The sequence below is a fragment of the Nocardioides astragali genome, from assembly GCF_024436375.1.
Lineage (GTDB): Bacteria > Actinomycetota > Actinomycetes > Propionibacteriales > Nocardioidaceae > Nocardioides > Nocardioides astragali.
Window position 1 is genome coordinate 666,178 of the sequence record NZ_JAFMZM010000002.1, and the last position, 15,596, is coordinate 681,773.

Consider the following 15,596-nt stretch of genomic DNA (forward strand, 5'->3'; position numbering starts at 1 on the left):
CATTTCGGCGCGGAGTGACCCGCCCGGCATGGACGCGGTCCTAGTGTGGGTCCATGGACCGGCGGATCTTCGGCATCGAGAACGAGTACGGCGTCACGTGCACGTTCAAGGGCCAGCGCCGCCTGAGTCCCGACGAGGTGGCCCGCTACCTGTTCCGCAAGGTCGTGAGCTGGGGCCGTTCGTCCAACGTCTTCCTCCGCAACGGCGCCCGGCTCTACCTCGACGTCGGCAGCCACCCCGAGTACGCGACACCCGAGTGCGACGACATCGTCGAGCTCGTCACGCACGACAAGGCGGGGGAGCGGATCCTCGAGGGACTGCTCCTCGACGCCGAGAACCGCCTCCACGAAGAGGGCATCTCCGGCGACATCTACCTGTTCAAGAACAACACCGACTCCGCGGGCAACTCCTACGGCTGCCACGAGAACTACCTCGTCGGCCGGGCGGGGGAGTTCAGCCGGCTCGCCGACATCCTCATCCCGTTCCTCGTGACGCGACAGATCGTCGTCGGCGCGGGGAAGGTCGTGATGACCCCGCGCGGCGCCTCCTACAGCGTGAGCCAGCGCGCCGAGCACATCTGGGAGGGCGTCAGCAGCGCAACCACCCGCAGCCGGCCGATCATCAACACCCGCGACGAGCCGCACGCCGACGCCGAGCGCTTCCGCCGCCTGCACGTGATCGTGGGCGACTCCAACATGAGCGAGACGACCACCATGCTCAAGGTCGCCTCCTGCGACCTGGTGCTGCGGATGATCGAGGAGGGCGTGGTGATGCGCGACCTCACGATGGAGAACCCGATCCGCGCCATCCGCGAGATCAGCCACGATCCGACCGGCCGGCGGAAGGTGCGCCTGGCCAACGGCCGGGAGGCGAGCGCACTGGAGATCCAGGGGGAATACCTCGGCAAGGCCCGTGACTTCGTCGACCGTCGTCAGATCTCGACGCCGACCATCGAGCGCGCCCTCGACCTCTGGGAGCGCGGGCTCAAGGCGGTGGAGTCCGACGACCTCGGGCTGGTGGACCGTGAGATCGACTGGATCATCAAGCTGAAGCTGATCGAGCGCTACCGCGCCAAGCACGGGCTCTCGCTCGGGGACGCCCGCATCGCGCAGCTCGACCTCGCCTACCACGACATCCACCGCGGACGGGGCCTCTACTACCTGCTGGAGAAGCGCGGCGCGGTCGCCCGGGTCACCACCGACCTGAAGATCTTCGAGGCCAAGAGCGTCCCGCCGCAGAACACCCGTGCCCGGTTGCGCGGTGAGTTCATCCGCAAGGCCCAGGAGCGCCGGCGCGACTTCACCGTCGACTGGGTCCACCTCAAGCTCAACGACCAGGCCCAGCGCACGGTGCTCTGCAAGGACCCGTTCAAGGCGTACGACGAGCGGGTGCAGCGGCTGATCGACGGGATGTGACCCGACCTGCGATTCGCAGTCGTGATCAGGCTGTGACGGTGTGGTGGCACGGCTCGTAGGGGTCGCTGGATAGGGTGACCCGGCAACGCCTGAGCCTATCGATGAGGTTGAACCTGTGTCCCGTGTACGTTCCGCTGCCCTCAGCGGTGTCCTCGCCCTCAGCCTGCTCGGACTCGCCGCGTGCGGGTCCGAGTCCAGCGACTCCGACTCGGGCGGCGCGCCCCTGAGCTCGGTGACGATCGAGGGCAAGCACGGCGAGGAGCCCAAGGTCACCTTCGACGGACGTCTGGACGGCGACCAGGAGGAGACCGAGGTCCTCATCGAGGGCGACGGGGAGACCGTCGCCGACGGCGACACCGTCTCCGCCAACCTCTGGATCGGCAACGGCTTCACCCAGGAAGAGGCCACCAGCACCTACGACCAGGGCCCTCAGCCGATCGAGATCACCTCGGACACGATGGAGCCGCTGCGCGACGCGCTGATCGACCACAAGGTGGGTGAGCGTGTCGTCGTCCTGACCTCGGCCGAGGCCGCCTACGGCGAGCAGGGCAACCCCAACATCGGCATCGGCAACAAGGACAGCGTCCTGTTCGTCATCGACATCATGGACCGGTCCGACACGGTGCCGATCCTCGATGGTCCCCAGGGCGAGGAGAAGAAGCCCGCCGGTTGGGCACCGACCCTGATCGAGAAGGACGGCGTGATCACCGGCCTCGACTTCACCGATGCGCACGAGCCGAGTGGCGAGCTGATCGCGACGACTCTCATCAAGGGCGACGGCGCCGTCGTGAAGAAGGGCCAGACCCTCACCGTCAACTACCTCGGCCAGGTCTACAACGCCGACAAGCCCTTCGACGAGTCCTACAGCAAGGAGCCGGCCGAGTTCCCGATCGGTGTCGGCCAGGTGATCGACGGTTGGGACAAGCGGCTGGTCGGGCGCACCGTCGGCTCCCGCGTGATCCTGGAGATCCCGCCGGCCGAGGGCTATGGCAAGCCGGGCAACGAGCAGGCGGGCATCAAGGGCACCGACACGCTCTTCTTCGTCGTCGACATCCTCGGCGCCCGCTGATCTCACGACCGGACGAGCAGGCAGGGGGACCGGCAGATGGCGCAGCCTCGAGCAGAGCGGCTGATGAACCTGCACATCCTGCTGCTCGGCGCCAAGCGCTTCATCGGCAAGGACGCCATCCGCGAGGCCTGCTACGCCGACCACCCGCGCAACGCCACGGGCGACGAGGCGTTCGAGCGTGCCTTCGAGCGTGACAAGGACGCGTTGCGGCAGATAGGGGCGGTGATCGAGGTCGGCAGCGCCGACGCGTTCTTCGACGACGAGATCGGCTACCGCATCCCCACCGAGCAGACCTCGCTGCCGGAGATCCGCTTCGAGTCCGACGAGGCCGCCGTGCTCGGCCTGGCTGCGCAGGTCTGGCAGCAGGCCACGCTCGCCAAGGCGACCGGTCGGGCGCTGGCCAAGCTCAAGGGCCAGGGCGTGGAGATCGACCCGTCGCGCCTGGAGGTCGTCGCCCCGGCGATCACCGCCGACGAGCCCGCCTTCGAGCCGCTGTGGGACGCGGTCGGCAAGCGTCGGCAGGTCAGCTTCCCCTACCAGCGGGCCAGCGAGACGGAGCCCACCACCCGCCGCGTACAGCCGTGGGGCCTGGCCCGGTCCTCGGGCCGCTGGTACGTCGTCGGCTTCGACGTCGACCGCGGCGCCGAGCGGGTCTTCCGGCTGTCCCGCATCGTCGGGCCGGTCCGCGCCAGCGGCAGGTCCGGGGCGTACGACGTGCCGCCCGGCACCGACGTACGCGCGGTCGCCCGCCGCCTCTCGCCCTCCTTTCCCTCGGTCCGAGCCGAGATCCGGGTGCGGCAGGGGACCGGCCTGGGCCTGCGCCGGCGCGCCGAGTCGGTGGCACCGATCGAGGAGCGTCCCGGGTGGGACCGCGTGGTGGTGGAGGGCCCGGTCCACGAGGTCTCCGACGACGTGCTCACCTACGGCGCCGATGTGGTCGTCGAGGCTCCGGAGTCCCTGCGCGACGAGGTCGTCTCCCGACTGCGAGCGGTTGCGGAGGGACCACGATGAGCACGCAGCCCGGTGACACCGCCCCCGACCAGGTCGCCCGCCTGCTCGCCCTGGTGCCCTACCTCCTCGCGCGCGGGGAGGTGCGCCTCGACGACGCAGCGGCGCACTTCGGCACCGACGCCGACCAGATCGAGCGCGACCTGCGCCTGCTCTTCATGACCGGAGTCTCGCCCGGCCTGCCGGGTGACCTGATCGAGGTGGACCTGGAGGCACTGGAGGGCGATCGCATCATCCGGGTCGACAACGCCGACTACCTCGCCCGGCCGGTCCGGTTCTCGCCCGCTGAGGCCACGTCGCTGGTGGTGGCGCTGCGGACCATGGTCGAGGCGGCACCCGAGGAGGCCCGCGACGTCATCGAGCGCACCCTGACCAAGCTCGAGCAGGCGGCCGGCCAGGACGGCGAGGGACTGCTGCGGCTGCACGTGACCCCGACACCCCTGGAGGCCAGTGCGGTGGTGCCGGTGCTGGAGGCGGCCCTCGCTCACGGCAGGCAGGTGGAGATCACCTACTACGTGCCCTCCCGCGACCAGGAGTCGCAGCGTCTCGTGGACCCGCGCGGGCTGGCCCGGGTCGAGGACCTGCTCTACCTCGACGCGTGGTGCCACACCGCGCAGGGCGACCGGGCCTTCCGCGTGGATCGGATCCTCTCCGCCAGAGAGCTGGACACCCCCGTCGCCGACCCCGGCGCCCGCGCCCGGGACCTGACCGGCGGCTGGTTCACCGACGCCGAGACCACGACGGTCACGCTCCGCCTCGCACCTCCCGCGCGCTGGGTCGTGGAGTACTACCAGGTCACGGCGCAGCGTCCCGGACCGGACGGGACGATCGACGTGGACCTCGAGGTCGCGAGCGAGCAGTGGGTCCAGTCGCTGCTCCTCCGGCTGGCGCCCCACGCCACGCTGCTCGCCCCCGCCCACTTCGCGGACGCCTTCACAGCCGCGGCACGGGCAACCCTCAACCTCTACGAAGATGACGGCGTAGACTTGTCCTGAAGGCCGCAGGACCCACCTCTCTCGCAATCCCACACTTATCGGAGTGACCTCATGATCAACACCTTGATCGGCATGCCGCAGGGTCTGGAGTGGCTGGTGATCCTGGCGATCGTCGTCCTCGTGTTCGGCGCCGCCAAGCTGCCCGACCTGGCCCGGAGCTCGGGGCAGGCACTGCGGATCTTCAAGACCGAGACCAAGGACCTGCGCGACGGCGACGACAAGGACAAGTCGCCCGAGCAGCGCGAGATCGAGGCCCGCAACGAGGCAGCCGACGAGTCCCGCACCCAGGCCACGGGTGACGTCGTCCGTGAGCAACGTGACGACACCACCGCCTGACCTCGGGTGAGGATCGCTGGTCTCGTCGGCCTGTTCAAGGGCCGGCCGCACCATGACGTCGGCCCGGACGGCCGGATGGCCCTCTCCGACCACTTCCGGGAGTTCCGGGCCCGACTGCTGCGCTGCCTGCTCGTCTTCGCCATCGCCTTCGCGCTCGCGATCGTCTTCCGACACGCCCTCTACGACGCGGTCTACGGCCCCTACTCCGCCGCGCAGGCCAAGCTGCCCGAGGGCAAGACGGTGGCCACGACGAGCGGCGCCGGAGCGGGCCTGCTCCTCTGGCTGACGCTCGGCAGCTTCGCGGCCCTGGTGGTGACCGCCCCCTACTGGCTCTACCAGATCTGGGCGTTCGTGGTCCCCGGGCTCTACGCCCGTGAGCGGAAGATGAGCCGCATCTTCGCGGCGGTCGCCGGCCCCCTGTTCATCGCGGGCGTCGCGCTCGGCTACCTCACGCTGCCTCTGGCACTCGAGGTGCTGATCGGATTCAACCCCGAGGGCGTCACCAACCTCACCGACTTCAACGACTACCTCCAGTTCTTCACTCGCACCCTGTTCGTGTTCGGCCTCGCGTTCAACATCCCGGTGTTCGTGGTCCTGCTCAACCTCGCCGGCGTCGTGAAGGGCGCGTCGCTCAAGGCCTACCGACCCTGGATCATCATCGGCACGTTCATCTTCGCGGCGGTCGCCACTCCCTCGGCCGACCCCTTCTCGATGCTGATGATGGCGGTGCCGATGGTCGTGCTGTTCTTCCTCTCCGAGGCGATCGCCCGGTTCAACGACCGACGCCGCGCCCGCCGGGCGCCCAACGCCGGCCTGGCGCCCGACGAGCTCTCCCAGATCTGAGCAGTGCCGAGGGGGTCTGACAGTCTGGACCCATGCAGGCCGCGATCACCGACATCGATCCGTTCGACCTGCCCGAGTGGCTCGGGACCCACGACGTGGTGTGGCGCTCCGACACCGGTCTCGGTGCCGGCCACCTGGTGCGGGGCCGGCTGACCGCCGACGGCGAGGCGGACGTGGTGTGCGACCTCCTGGCCGTCGACGAGGCCTATCCCGCGCCCGTCGTCGACGACGCCACCCGGCTGCGGGTGCACCAGGCGTGGCGCCACGGGCAGGTGGTGATCGGCGAGATCGACTCCCGGATGCTGCTCGCGGTGCCCGGGACCGGCTTCGGCCCGGACGTCGTCCTGGACGCCCTGGGTCGGCTGGCCCGCGCCGTCGGCGCCAAGGCCGAACGTTACGCGGCCCTGCTGCGGCTGACGGGCTAGAAGCGGGGGATAGGGTCGCGCTCATGCACGACCCCGCTGAGCCCGGCCCCTCTGTGCGGGGGCGCGAGATCGCACTCCTGACCAACCCCACCTCGGGAAGGGGCAAGGGCGCCCGGCACCGCGACGCCGCACTCGCCCGGCTGCGGGAGAGCGGCTTCGTCGTGCGCAACCTGCAGGGTCGCGATGCCGACGAGGCGGCCGACCTGGCCCGCGGCTGCGTGGCCGACGGGGTCGAGGCGCTGGTCGTGTGCGGAGGCGACGGGCTGGTGCATCTCGGCGTGCAGGCGGTCGCCGGCAGCGGCGTACCTCTCGGGCTGATCCCCAGCGGCACCGGCAACGACGTGGCCCGCTACCTCGGCCTGCCCCGCACCGACCCGGTGGCGGCGGCCGACCGGATCATCGCCTCCCGCCGGCGCACCATCGACCTGGCACGCAGCGGTGACCGCTACTTCGTCACGGTGCTGGCCGCGGGCTTCGACGCGATCGTCAACGAGCGGGCCAACGCCATGACCTGGCCCCGAGGGCAGATGCGCTACAACCTGGCCACGCTGGCCGAGCTGCGCATCTTCCGCCCGATCCCCTATGTCCTCCAGCTCGACGACGAGACCATCGAGCACGAGGCGATGCTCGTCGCCGTCGGCAACGGCCCGTCCTTCGGCGGTGGCCTGCGGATCACGGAGGGCGCGCTGCTCGACGACGGGCTGCTCGACGTCGTGGTCATCACCCGGATGAGCAAGCCCAAGCTCGTGCGCTCCTACCCGCGGCTCTTCACGGGGAAGATCGACGGAGTGGCGGAGTACGTCCACCGGCGGGTCAAGTCGGTGACGGTGGCCGCCCCCGGCATCGTGGCGTACGCCGACGGCGAGCGCTTCGGCGCCCTGCCGCTCACGATCGAGTGCGTCCCGGGTGCACTGGAGGTGATCGCATGAGCGAGGACCACGCGGCGCCGGCCGAGCGCTATGCCGCGTTCATGCGAGGCAAGGACTTCCCGATGCTCCAGGACTTCGCCGGCCTCTACGGCTTCGAGCTCGACGACTTCCAGGTCCGGGCGTGCCAGGAGATCGAGAGCGGTCGCGGCGTGCTGGTCGCGGCCCCCACCGGGTCGGGCAAGACGATCGTCGGCGAGTTCGCCATCCACCTCGCGCTGCAGACCGGGCGCAAGGCGTTCTACACGACGCCGATCAAGGCGCTGTCCAACCAGAAGTACCACGACCTGGTGAAGCGCTACGGCGCCGACAACGTCGGCCTGCTGACCGGCGACAACGTGGTCAACGGCGAGGCGCCGGTCGTCGTGATGACCACCGAGGTGCTGCGCAACATGCTGTACGCCGGCTCCCGCACCCTGCTGGGTCTCGGCTACGTCGTGATGGACGAGGTGCACTACCTCGCCGACCGGATGCGTGGAGCGGTCTGGGAGGAGGTCATCATCCACCTGCCGGAGTCGGTGACGCTGGTGTCGCTGTCGGCGACCGTCTCCAACGCCGAGGAGTTCGGCGAGTGGCTGGAGACCGTTCGCGGCGAGACGACGACGATCCTGGAGGAGAAGCGGCCGGTGCCGCTCTTCCAGCACGTCATGGTGGGCCGTCGACTGCTCGACCTGTTCGCCTCCTCCGACGTCGACGCCAGCGCGGGCTTCGTCAAGGAGGGTGCCCCGGTCAACGACGAGCTGACCCGGATCGCACGCGACGACTGGGCCAGCTCGCGCCTGATGCGGGACCGGCGCTCGCCGCGCAAGGGCAAGCCGGGGTCGTCCAAGAACCCCCGGGCGGTCGGCAACGGCCGCCGCGTGTGGATCCCCAGTCGCGTGGAGGTGGTCGAGCGCCTCGACCGCGAAGGGCTGCTGCCGGCCATCGTCTTCATCTTCAGCAGGGCCGGCTGCGACGCGGCGGTCACCCAGCTGGTCTCGGCCAACACCCGGCTCACGAGCGCGGCCGAGCGCGACGAGATCTTCGCGCGCGTCGAGGAGGCCTCCCGCTCGCTGCCCGAGGAGGACCTGCACGTCCTCGGCTACCACGAGTTCCTCGACGGCCTCACCCGCGGCGTCGCGGCCCACCACGCGGGGCTCCTGCCGGCCTTCAAGCAGGTGGTGGAGGAGCTCTTCCAGGAGGGCCTGGTCAAGGTCGTCTTCGCCACCGAGACCCTCGCCCTCGGCATCAACATGCCGGCGCGGACCGTGGTCATCGAGAAGCTGTCGAAGTGGAACGGCGAGACCCACGCCGACCTGACGCCGGGGGAGTACACCCAGCTCACCGGGCGAGCCGGTCGCCGCGGCCTCGACATCGAGGGCCACGGCGTCGTGCTCTACCAGCCCGGCATGAACCCGCGGGAGGTCGCGGGCCTGGCCTCGACGCGCACCTATCCGTTGCGCTCGTCCTTCCGGCCGTCCTACAACATGGCGGTCAACCTCGTGCACCAGTTCGGCCGCGCGCGCTCCCGCGAGCTCCTGGAGCAGTCCTTCGCGCAGTTCCAGGCCGACAAGGCGGTCGTCGGGCTCGCCCGGCAGGTGCACAAGGCCGAGGAGGCGCTCGACGGCTACCGGGAGGCGGCCACGTGCCACGTCGGCGACTTCATGGAGTACGCCGCCCTGCGCCGACGGATCTCCGACCTCGAGAAGGGCGCCGCCCGCGAGCGCAAGCAGGACCGACGCGCCGAGGCGCTGGACTCCCTCGGCAAACTGCGCCCCGGGGACGTGATCCATGTGCCGGCGGGGAAGTTCAGCGGCCTCGCCGTGGTGATCGACCCCGGTCACTCCGCTGACGAGCCACGCCCCTACGTCGTGACGGCCGACCGCCAGGCACGTCGGCTCGCTCCGATGGACTTCCCGGTCCCCGTGCAGGCGCTCGGCCGGCTGCGGATCCCCAAGTCGTTCAACGGTCGCAACCCCGCCATGCGTCGCGACCTCGCGACGGCGCTGCGGTCCAAGGCACACGACCTCGACGGCCCCGCCCCGCGGCGCAGTCAGCAGCAGGACTCCTTCAGCGACACCCCGACCGACCGCGAGATCGGCAGGTTGCGGGCCGAGCTGAAGTCGCACCCCTGCCACCAGTGCCCCGAGCGCGAGGACCACGCCCGGTGGGCCGAGCGGTGGTTCAAGCTGCAGCGCGACACCGAGACGTTGAAGCGTCGCGTGGAGACCCGCACCAACACGGTCGCTCGCACCTTCGACCGCGTCTGCGACGTCCTCACCGCGCTGGGCTACCTCGACGGCGACAAGGTGACCGAGCAGGGCGCCCACCTGCGCAGGATCTACACCGACATGGACCTCGTCGCGGCCGAGGCGATCCGGGCGGGGCTCTTCGACGAGCTCGCGCCCTCGGAGCTTGCTGCGGTGCTGTCCGCGCTCGTGTTCGAGGCGCGGCGCGCCGACGACGCGTCGTCGCCGAAGATGCCCGGCGGCCAGGTGCGGCCGGTGCTCGCCGAGGTCGTACGCCTCTGGGGCCAGCTCGACGCGCTCGAGCGCGACCACAAGCTCGACTTCCTCCGCGAGCCCGACGTCGGCTTCGCGTGGGCTGCCTGGCGGTGGGCCGAGGGCGACGACCTCGACGACGTCCTGATGGTGACCGGCCTGTCGGCCGGCGACTTCGTGCGCTGGATGAAGCAGCTGCTCGACCTGTGCGGCCAGGTGGCCGACGCGGCCGGTGACAAGCAGCTGCGCGACACGGCGCGCGCGACGGCCAAGGCGCTCAAGCGGGGCGTGATCGCCTACAGCGTGCTGGCGGAATAGCGGCGCGACGTCGGCAACCAGACCCGGTCGGCGCGCGTCTCCACCTCCAGAAGCGTACGACTACGAGGGGGAACCATGCGACGGATGATCGTCGGAGTCACGTCGGCGGCGTTGCTGCCACTGTTGCTGACCGGCACGACGGGCGGGTCCGCCAGCGCGGACCCCGCCCCCGACGTGAAGAGGGTCGAGCGGGCCTACGGCGACGGTGCGGTGCGGCTCGAGGCCCGACAGGGCGTGGACGTCACGTTCCGCGCCCGGCGCGGCGACCGGGTGATGCTCGACGTGCGGATGCACCGGATCTATGACAAGTCCCCGTGCTGGGGCACGCAGGCGCTCGTCGACGGGCGCGGCCGGCGTACGGCGCCGCTCGATCCCATCAGCGGGACGAGGGTCTTCAAGGTGCGGACCACCGGCCGCGCAGTGCTGAGCTTCCGCGGGAGGTGCGCCTCCGGGAAGGGCCATACCCCGCACGCCGCGTGGGCGCAGCTGACGAAGGTCCGCACGCGCGAGGTGCAGCGGAACGCACGCACCTCGGTCCGCGAGCCGCGGCGCGGTTACGTCGACATCGCCTACGTCCGCGTCGCGCATGACGGCCGTGACACGCTGACCCTCCGCGCCCCCGACGGCTCCGTCCAGGAGATTCGCAGAGGTCGGGTCCTCGTCGGCAACCGAGTGGTCTGGCAGGTCGCCGTCCCCGCGATGTCGGTCGAGGCAGGACAGCGCTACGTGCTTGACTACCCGAGCGACTACAACGCCCGACTGACGAGCGGGCAGGTGGTCGGAATGGCGGTGGGGGAGTCGGGGTACGCCGAGTCCCTGCAGGCGAACGAGCACCGGGTGGCGCTCGACGACCCAGCGCTCACGCTCCCGGCCGAGCCCGGACGCGAGCACATCCTGATCTACGAGGCGACGCCCGAGGACCGCGCCTACGTCATTCCGGTCGGCCTCCCCTCCCAGCAGGCACACCTGGACGACGCGCACCTGCGGTGGGGGACGTGGCGGCGGTACCCGGGGGGGCCAGACGACGACAACCCGTCCCTGCAGCGCACGATCGTCTTCAGTGACCGCGAGGGGGCCGACCCGCAGTCGCAGCAGGTGCGCGTGCGACGCACGGTGCGCGTGCCCGACCTGGTCGTGGGCGGCGCCGCCGTGACCTTCGCGTCCGCGGATCCCGGGACCCGCTTCGTGTCGACGATCCCCGTCAGCGCCGCCGACATGGTCCGGCTGACGGCCAGCAACGCCTCCGCAACCGGGCCGTGGGAGACCGACGTACCACCCGTGTCCGTGCTCTGCGACCGCGACTGCTATCAGACGGGGTTGACGGTCCGCCCGGAGGAACTGGTGGCCGACGGCTGGATTCACAGGGCGAAGTCACACGAGCTGCTCTTCTACTTCGAGCCGAACGCGACCGGCAGCGTGACGCTGCAGCTCACTGACATCCCGTAGCCGTCGGAGGGGTGTGGGAGGCTGCCGCCATGGCCACTGGCGACCGCCTCCTGCTCCTCGACACCGCCTCGCTCTACTTCCGGGCGTTCTTCGGGGTGCCCGACTCGGTGAAGGCACCCGACGGCACCCCCGTCAACGCCGTTCGAGGGCTGATGGACTTCATCAGCCGGCTGGTGGGGGAGTACGACCCGACCCATCTCGCCTGCTGCTGGGACGACGACTGGCGTCCGCAGTGGCGGGTCGATCTGATCCCGTCCTACAAGGCGCACCGCGTCGAGCAGGCCCGGCCGGGACCGTCGCCCGACGTCGAGGAGGTGCCCGACCCGCTCGAGACCCAGATCCCGGTCATCGTCTCGGTCCTCGAGGCCTACGGCATCCCGATCGTCGGGCACGCCCAGATGGAGGCCGACGACGTGATCGGCACCCTGGCGACCGGAGCCGGGATGCCGGTGGACATCGTGACCGGCGACCGCGACCTGTTCCAGCTCGTCGACGACGAGGCGCAGGTACGGGTGCTCTATGTCGCCCGCGGGGTCAGCCGGCACGAGCGGGTCGACAACGCCTGGGTGCGGGCCAAGTACGGCGTCGACGCCCGCCAGTACGCCGACCTCGCGACGCTGCGCGGTGACACCTCCGACGGCCTGCCTGGCGTGGCGGGCGTGGGGGACAAGACCGCCGCCACCCTGCTGAACCGCTTCGGCACGATCGGGGCGATCATCGAGGCCGCTGGCGACCCCGACTCCGACATGGGGCCCGGGCCGCGGGGGAAGATCAGGGCCGCCGCCGACTACCTCGCGGTCGCCCCCGAGGTGGTCGCCGTACGCCGCGACCTCGACCTCGGCTCGCGCGACCTCACTCGGCCGCGTACGCCGGCCGACCACGACGCCGTTGTGGCGCTGGACCAGCAGTGGGCCCTCGGTTCGTCTGCCGTGCGTTTGGTGGAGGCCCTGTCCGGCTCCCACTAGGGTGAGGTCGTGAGCTCCCCTGAGGTCGAGTCCAAGGACCGGCAGATCCTCTCGCTGCTGGCCGCCGACGGCCGGATGTCCTTCACCGACCTCGGCAAGGCGACGGACCTCTCGACCTCCGCGGTCCACCAGCGGGTGAAGCGGCTCGAGCAACGAGGGCTGATCAAGGGCTACGGGGCGACCGTCGACCACGACCAGCTCGGGCGCCCGCTGACGGCGTTCATCTCGGTCACGCCCATCGACCCGTCGCAGCCCGACGACTATCCCGAGCGCCTCCAGGGGATCAAGGAGATCGAGTCCTGCTGGTCCGTGGCCGGCGAGGAGTCCTACATCCTCAAGATCCGCGTCCCCACCCCCCGCGACCTCGAGGACCTGCTGGCCCGGATCCGCGGCGCGGCGCTGGTGTCGACCCGCACGACCATCGTGCTCTCGACCCCCTACGAGAACCGCCCGATCGACTGAGGATGGCCGATCGACGCACCGTCCTGCTCGATGCAGCCCTGGAGCTCGTCGGCACGCAAGGAATGCGCGGGCTGACCCACCGCGCGGTGGACGTGGCGGCCGCGGTCCCGTCCGGGTCGACATCGAACTACTTCCGCACCCGGGAGGCACTGATCCTCGGCATCGTCGAGCGCTTCATCGCGCGCGAGCGCGAGATGGCGACAGGACCGGACGACGACGTCGACCCGTCGCCGCAGGGGGTGGCGGAGGCGCTCGGCCGCTTCGTGCACCGCGCGGTGGGTCCCGACCGCGCGGTGACGCTCGCGCGCTACGCGATCCTGGTGGAGACCGCCCAGAACCCTGCCCTCCGGCCGGGCATGGCGCCCGGGGCCGCCCAGGTCGACGCCTGGGCGCTCGACCTCGTCACCCGTGCGGGGTCCCGCGACCCGGCACGCGACCTCGGCCTCCTGGCCAACTACGTCACCGGGCTGGTGCTGCACGAGCTCGCGCTGCCCTCGCCCGAGCTCGACCCGACGACCCGCATCCGGGACGTCATCGATCTCCTCGACTGGGATCACTCGTGACTGCTTGACCACCTACCACTACAGATGTAGTCTCGCGACATGCGGGATGGTGCCACCGATCTCCTCGACGCGGGCCTTGAGCTCGTCGCCGATCGCGGGCTGGGCGGGTTGACCCACGAGGCGGTGGATGTCGCAGCGGGTGTCCCGGTCGGATCGACCGAGGGGGCCTACCCCACGCGACAGTCCCTGGTCGAGGGCGTGACGACGCGCTGCATCGAGCGCGAGCTCGAGATGGCGAGCGGCCCCGGAGCTGACGTCGAGGCCTCGCCGGAGGGGCTCGCACTCGCTTTCGGTCACTTCGTGCTCCGCGCCCTGGGGGAGCACCGTGCGGTGGCCCTCGCCCGCTACGCGCTCCACGCCGAGGCCGCCCGGAGACCTGCGCTGCGCGAGCTCTACGCCGTCGGCGCCGACGAGGCCGACACGTGGGCGCTCGACCTGGTCCGCCGCGCTGGATCCCAGCATCCCGAGCGCGACCTCGGCATCATGGCGAACTACGTCACCGGCCTCGTCTTCCACGAGCTGGCTCTGCCCACGCCGGATCTCGACGCCGTCGGGCGGGTCCGCACGCTCATCGACGCCCTCGGTTGGACCACGCCATGAGGGCGACCACGACGCTGCCCGACCTCACCCGCCAGCACCGCGAGGGGTTCATCGAGACCCTCGAGGGGCTGACTCTCGACGACTGGCTCGTTCCCTCTCTGTGCCGCGAGTGGCGCGTCGTCGACGTCGCCGCGCACCTGGCCTGGGCGCCCGTGATGGGCGCGGGGGAGGGCATTGTCGCGATGATCCGGTCGGGATTCTCGATGAACCGGCTGATCGCCCGATCGGCGATCGGCTGGTCGTCCCGCGGTCAGGAGGCGATCCTCGACCAGCTGCGGGACAACGCGCGAACCGGAGCACGCCCCATCGGCATGCCCCCCGTGGCCGCCCTGTCCGACGCCGTCGTGCACGGTCTGGACGTACGCCGCCCGCTCGGTCTGCTCGGCCAGGTGCCGCCCGAATCGCTCGCGCCGCTGGCCGACTTCGTGCTCGGCACGCCGTGGCCCATGAACGCGGTGATCGGCGGCAGCGCCAAGCGGCGCGTGGCCGGCGTACGCCTCGTGGCCACGGACGTCGACTGGACCCACGGCGCGGGCCCGGATGCCCGCGGCTCGGCCGAGGCGCTGGTCCTGCTGCTCCACGGCCGTGTCCCCGCGCCCTCCGAGCTCACCGGGCCGGGCGCCGAGGTGGTGCTTGCCCGCCTCTGAGCGCTCCGACCGTGCCGGTTTCCCCGCGTACGCGGGGAAACCCACGTCGCGAGGGGTTTGCAAACCCCAGGAGGTGCAAGATTCCCGGGGGTCGCGAACGCCGGCGTCACCCCGCTCGCTCCTGCCGAGCCAAGATCGTGCGCAGCCGACGCGCGAGCTGCCGGGGCCGCTCGAGGTCCGACCACCCGAGGCGCAGGCACACCCATCCCGTCGCGAGGCAGATCGCCTCTTGCCGGCGCTTTTCCCGGAGCAGGTAACCCTCCAACGTCTCGCCGGGGCGTCGGTACCGCTCGTACTTGATCCGGCCGTCGGTCTCCATGAACACTCCGGGCTCCTCCCACAGGAAGTCCACGATGCCGAGCAGGTTGCCCCACTCGTCGAAGACCTCCACCTGCGGCTCCGGCCGTGGGATGCGCTGGTCGTGCAGGAGGTGCCACATCCGGATCTCCAGCACGCTGGAGAGTCGGTGGTCCGCACGGGCGAGCACCAGGCGGTTGTTGAGGCTCTTGCCCCAGTGGGTGGCGCGCCTCGCGGCTTCTTGGATCTCCTCGATGGTCGCAAGGCCGTTGTGGAGGACACCGCAGACCGCGATGAGTCCTGCTTCAGGGCTCTCGGAGGTCACGACCTCAATGGCGGCCCGCGCTGGGCGCGTCACACGGATGCCGTTGCGGACGATCCACTCGGCGTCGACGACCTCGCTGCAGTGATGGACCACGCCCGCCTCTCGTCGCCCCGCACGTCCATCCGTCCGCAGGAGGTGCGTCTCGTCCAGGCTCAGGCCCCACAGGGGCACCTCGTGCTCGGCGAGGGCGCTCTGGTGACTGGCTACCGCCGTTTGGTGTGCCCGGCGCAGCACCGCCCGCGTACGTACCCTCATCCAGCCGACGGGGTCGAGGGGTGCGACAAGCCCTGCGTCAACATACGCACCGTGGCGCACCTTCGCGAGCACCCCACCGGCGACGGCACGCGCGATGTCACGGTCGGTCCAGCCGTCTGCGACGAGCTCGCCGCGGAGGACGATGTCGTCGAGCGAGATCGGGTACGCATCCATGCCCTGACGATGCCCGCGTCAGGAACGGCGGAAAACTCCTGCTCGAC

Annotated in this window: 16 protein-coding genes; 15 read left to right on the forward strand and 1 reads right to left on the reverse strand. The window is 70.8% G+C overall.

Translation table 11 applies throughout. The features are described from left to right. Positions 1-53: 53 nt before the first annotated feature. From pafA to J3P44_RS08160, 15 genes are all read left to right on the forward strand, one after another. Positions 54-1,415: a Pup--protein ligase gene (gene pafA, locus J3P44_RS08090; RefSeq protein ID WP_255889788.1), complete on the forward strand. Its 1,362-nt coding sequence runs from the start codon at positions 54-56 to the stop codon at positions 1,413-1,415. A 115-nt stretch (positions 1,416-1,530) separates the two neighbouring features. After that, complete coding sequence (locus tag J3P44_RS25440) at positions 1,531-2,484, forward strand: FKBP-type peptidyl-prolyl cis-trans isomerase (protein WP_255889789.1); 954 nt, start codon at positions 1,531-1,533, stop codon at positions 2,482-2,484. A gap of 63 nt (positions 2,485-2,547) precedes the next feature. Continuing rightward, positions 2,548-3,495 carry a helix-turn-helix transcriptional regulator gene (locus tag J3P44_RS08100; RefSeq protein ID WP_255889790.1) on the forward strand — a complete coding sequence of 316 codons (948 nt, stop codon included), beginning with the start codon at positions 2,548-2,550 and terminating at the stop codon, positions 3,493-3,495. After that, positions 3,492-4,487, forward strand: a complete 996-nt coding sequence (locus tag J3P44_RS08105; RefSeq protein ID WP_255889791.1) for a helix-turn-helix transcriptional regulator — start codon at positions 3,492-3,494, stop codon at positions 4,485-4,487. Before J3P44_RS08100 ends, J3P44_RS08105 begins: the two co-directional genes overlap by 4 nt. A gap of 51 nt (positions 4,488-4,538) precedes the next feature. After that, positions 4,539-4,823: a twin-arginine translocase TatA/TatE family subunit gene (gene tatA / locus J3P44_RS08110; RefSeq protein ID WP_255889792.1), complete on the forward strand. Its 285-nt coding sequence runs from the start codon at positions 4,539-4,541 to the stop codon at positions 4,821-4,823. Positions 4,824-4,829: 6 nt separating this feature from the next. Beyond that, the gene (gene tatC / locus J3P44_RS08115; protein WP_255889793.1) at positions 4,830-5,666 is read left to right on the forward strand and encodes a twin-arginine translocase subunit TatC; all 837 of its coding nucleotides are present in this window, start codon (positions 4,830-4,832) and stop codon (positions 5,664-5,666) included. Positions 5,667-5,698: 32 nt separating this feature from the next. After that, positions 5,699-6,091: a hypothetical protein gene (locus J3P44_RS08120; protein ID WP_255889794.1), complete on the forward strand. Its 393-nt coding sequence runs from the start codon at positions 5,699-5,701 to the stop codon at positions 6,089-6,091. Between the two features lie 23 nt (positions 6,092-6,114). After that, the gene (locus tag J3P44_RS08125; RefSeq protein WP_255889795.1) at positions 6,115-7,020 is read left to right on the forward strand and encodes a YegS/Rv2252/BmrU family lipid kinase; all 906 of its coding nucleotides are present in this window, start codon (positions 6,115-6,117) and stop codon (positions 7,018-7,020) included. Beyond that, positions 7,017-9,815, forward strand: coding sequence for a DEAD/DEAH box helicase (locus J3P44_RS08130; protein ID WP_255889796.1), 2,799 nt, complete (start codon positions 7,017-7,019; stop codon positions 9,813-9,815). The genes J3P44_RS08125 and J3P44_RS08130 overlap by 4 nt, the downstream gene beginning before the upstream one ends. Positions 9,816-9,890: 75 nt before the next feature. Then, on the forward strand, positions 9,891-11,261 hold the full coding sequence (locus J3P44_RS08135; RefSeq protein ID WP_255889797.1) for a hypothetical protein: 1,371 nt from the start codon (positions 9,891-9,893) through the stop codon (positions 11,259-11,261). A gap of 29 nt (positions 11,262-11,290) precedes the next feature. Next, entirely contained in the window at positions 11,291-12,226 is a 936-nt protein-coding gene (locus tag J3P44_RS08140; RefSeq protein WP_255889798.1) for a 5'-3' exonuclease, read from the forward strand. Between the two features lie 9 nt (positions 12,227-12,235). Continuing rightward, a complete protein-coding gene (locus J3P44_RS08145) occupies positions 12,236-12,688 on the forward strand; it encodes an Lrp/AsnC family transcriptional regulator (protein ID WP_255889799.1) in 453 nt (150 codons plus the stop codon). Between the two features lie 2 nt (positions 12,689-12,690). Next, positions 12,691-13,251 carry a TetR/AcrR family transcriptional regulator gene (locus tag J3P44_RS08150; RefSeq protein WP_255889800.1) on the forward strand — a complete coding sequence of 187 codons (561 nt, stop codon included), beginning with the start codon at positions 12,691-12,693 and terminating at the stop codon, positions 13,249-13,251. Between the two features lie 39 nt (positions 13,252-13,290). Further along, positions 13,291-13,851, forward strand: a complete 561-nt coding sequence (locus J3P44_RS08155; protein ID WP_255889801.1) for a TetR/AcrR family transcriptional regulator — start codon at positions 13,291-13,293, stop codon at positions 13,849-13,851. Beyond that, positions 13,848-14,498: a maleylpyruvate isomerase family mycothiol-dependent enzyme gene (locus tag J3P44_RS08160; RefSeq protein ID WP_255889802.1), complete on the forward strand. Its 651-nt coding sequence runs from the start codon at positions 13,848-13,850 to the stop codon at positions 14,496-14,498. Before J3P44_RS08155 ends, J3P44_RS08160 begins: the two co-directional genes overlap by 4 nt. A gap of 106 nt (positions 14,499-14,604) precedes the next feature. Here the strand turns inward: J3P44_RS08160 and J3P44_RS08165 are convergent, their stop codons facing one another. Continuing rightward, positions 14,605-15,549, reverse strand: coding sequence for a hypothetical protein (locus J3P44_RS08165; protein WP_255889803.1), 945 nt, complete (start codon positions 15,547-15,549; stop codon positions 14,605-14,607). Positions 15,550-15,596: the final 47 nt, after the last annotated feature.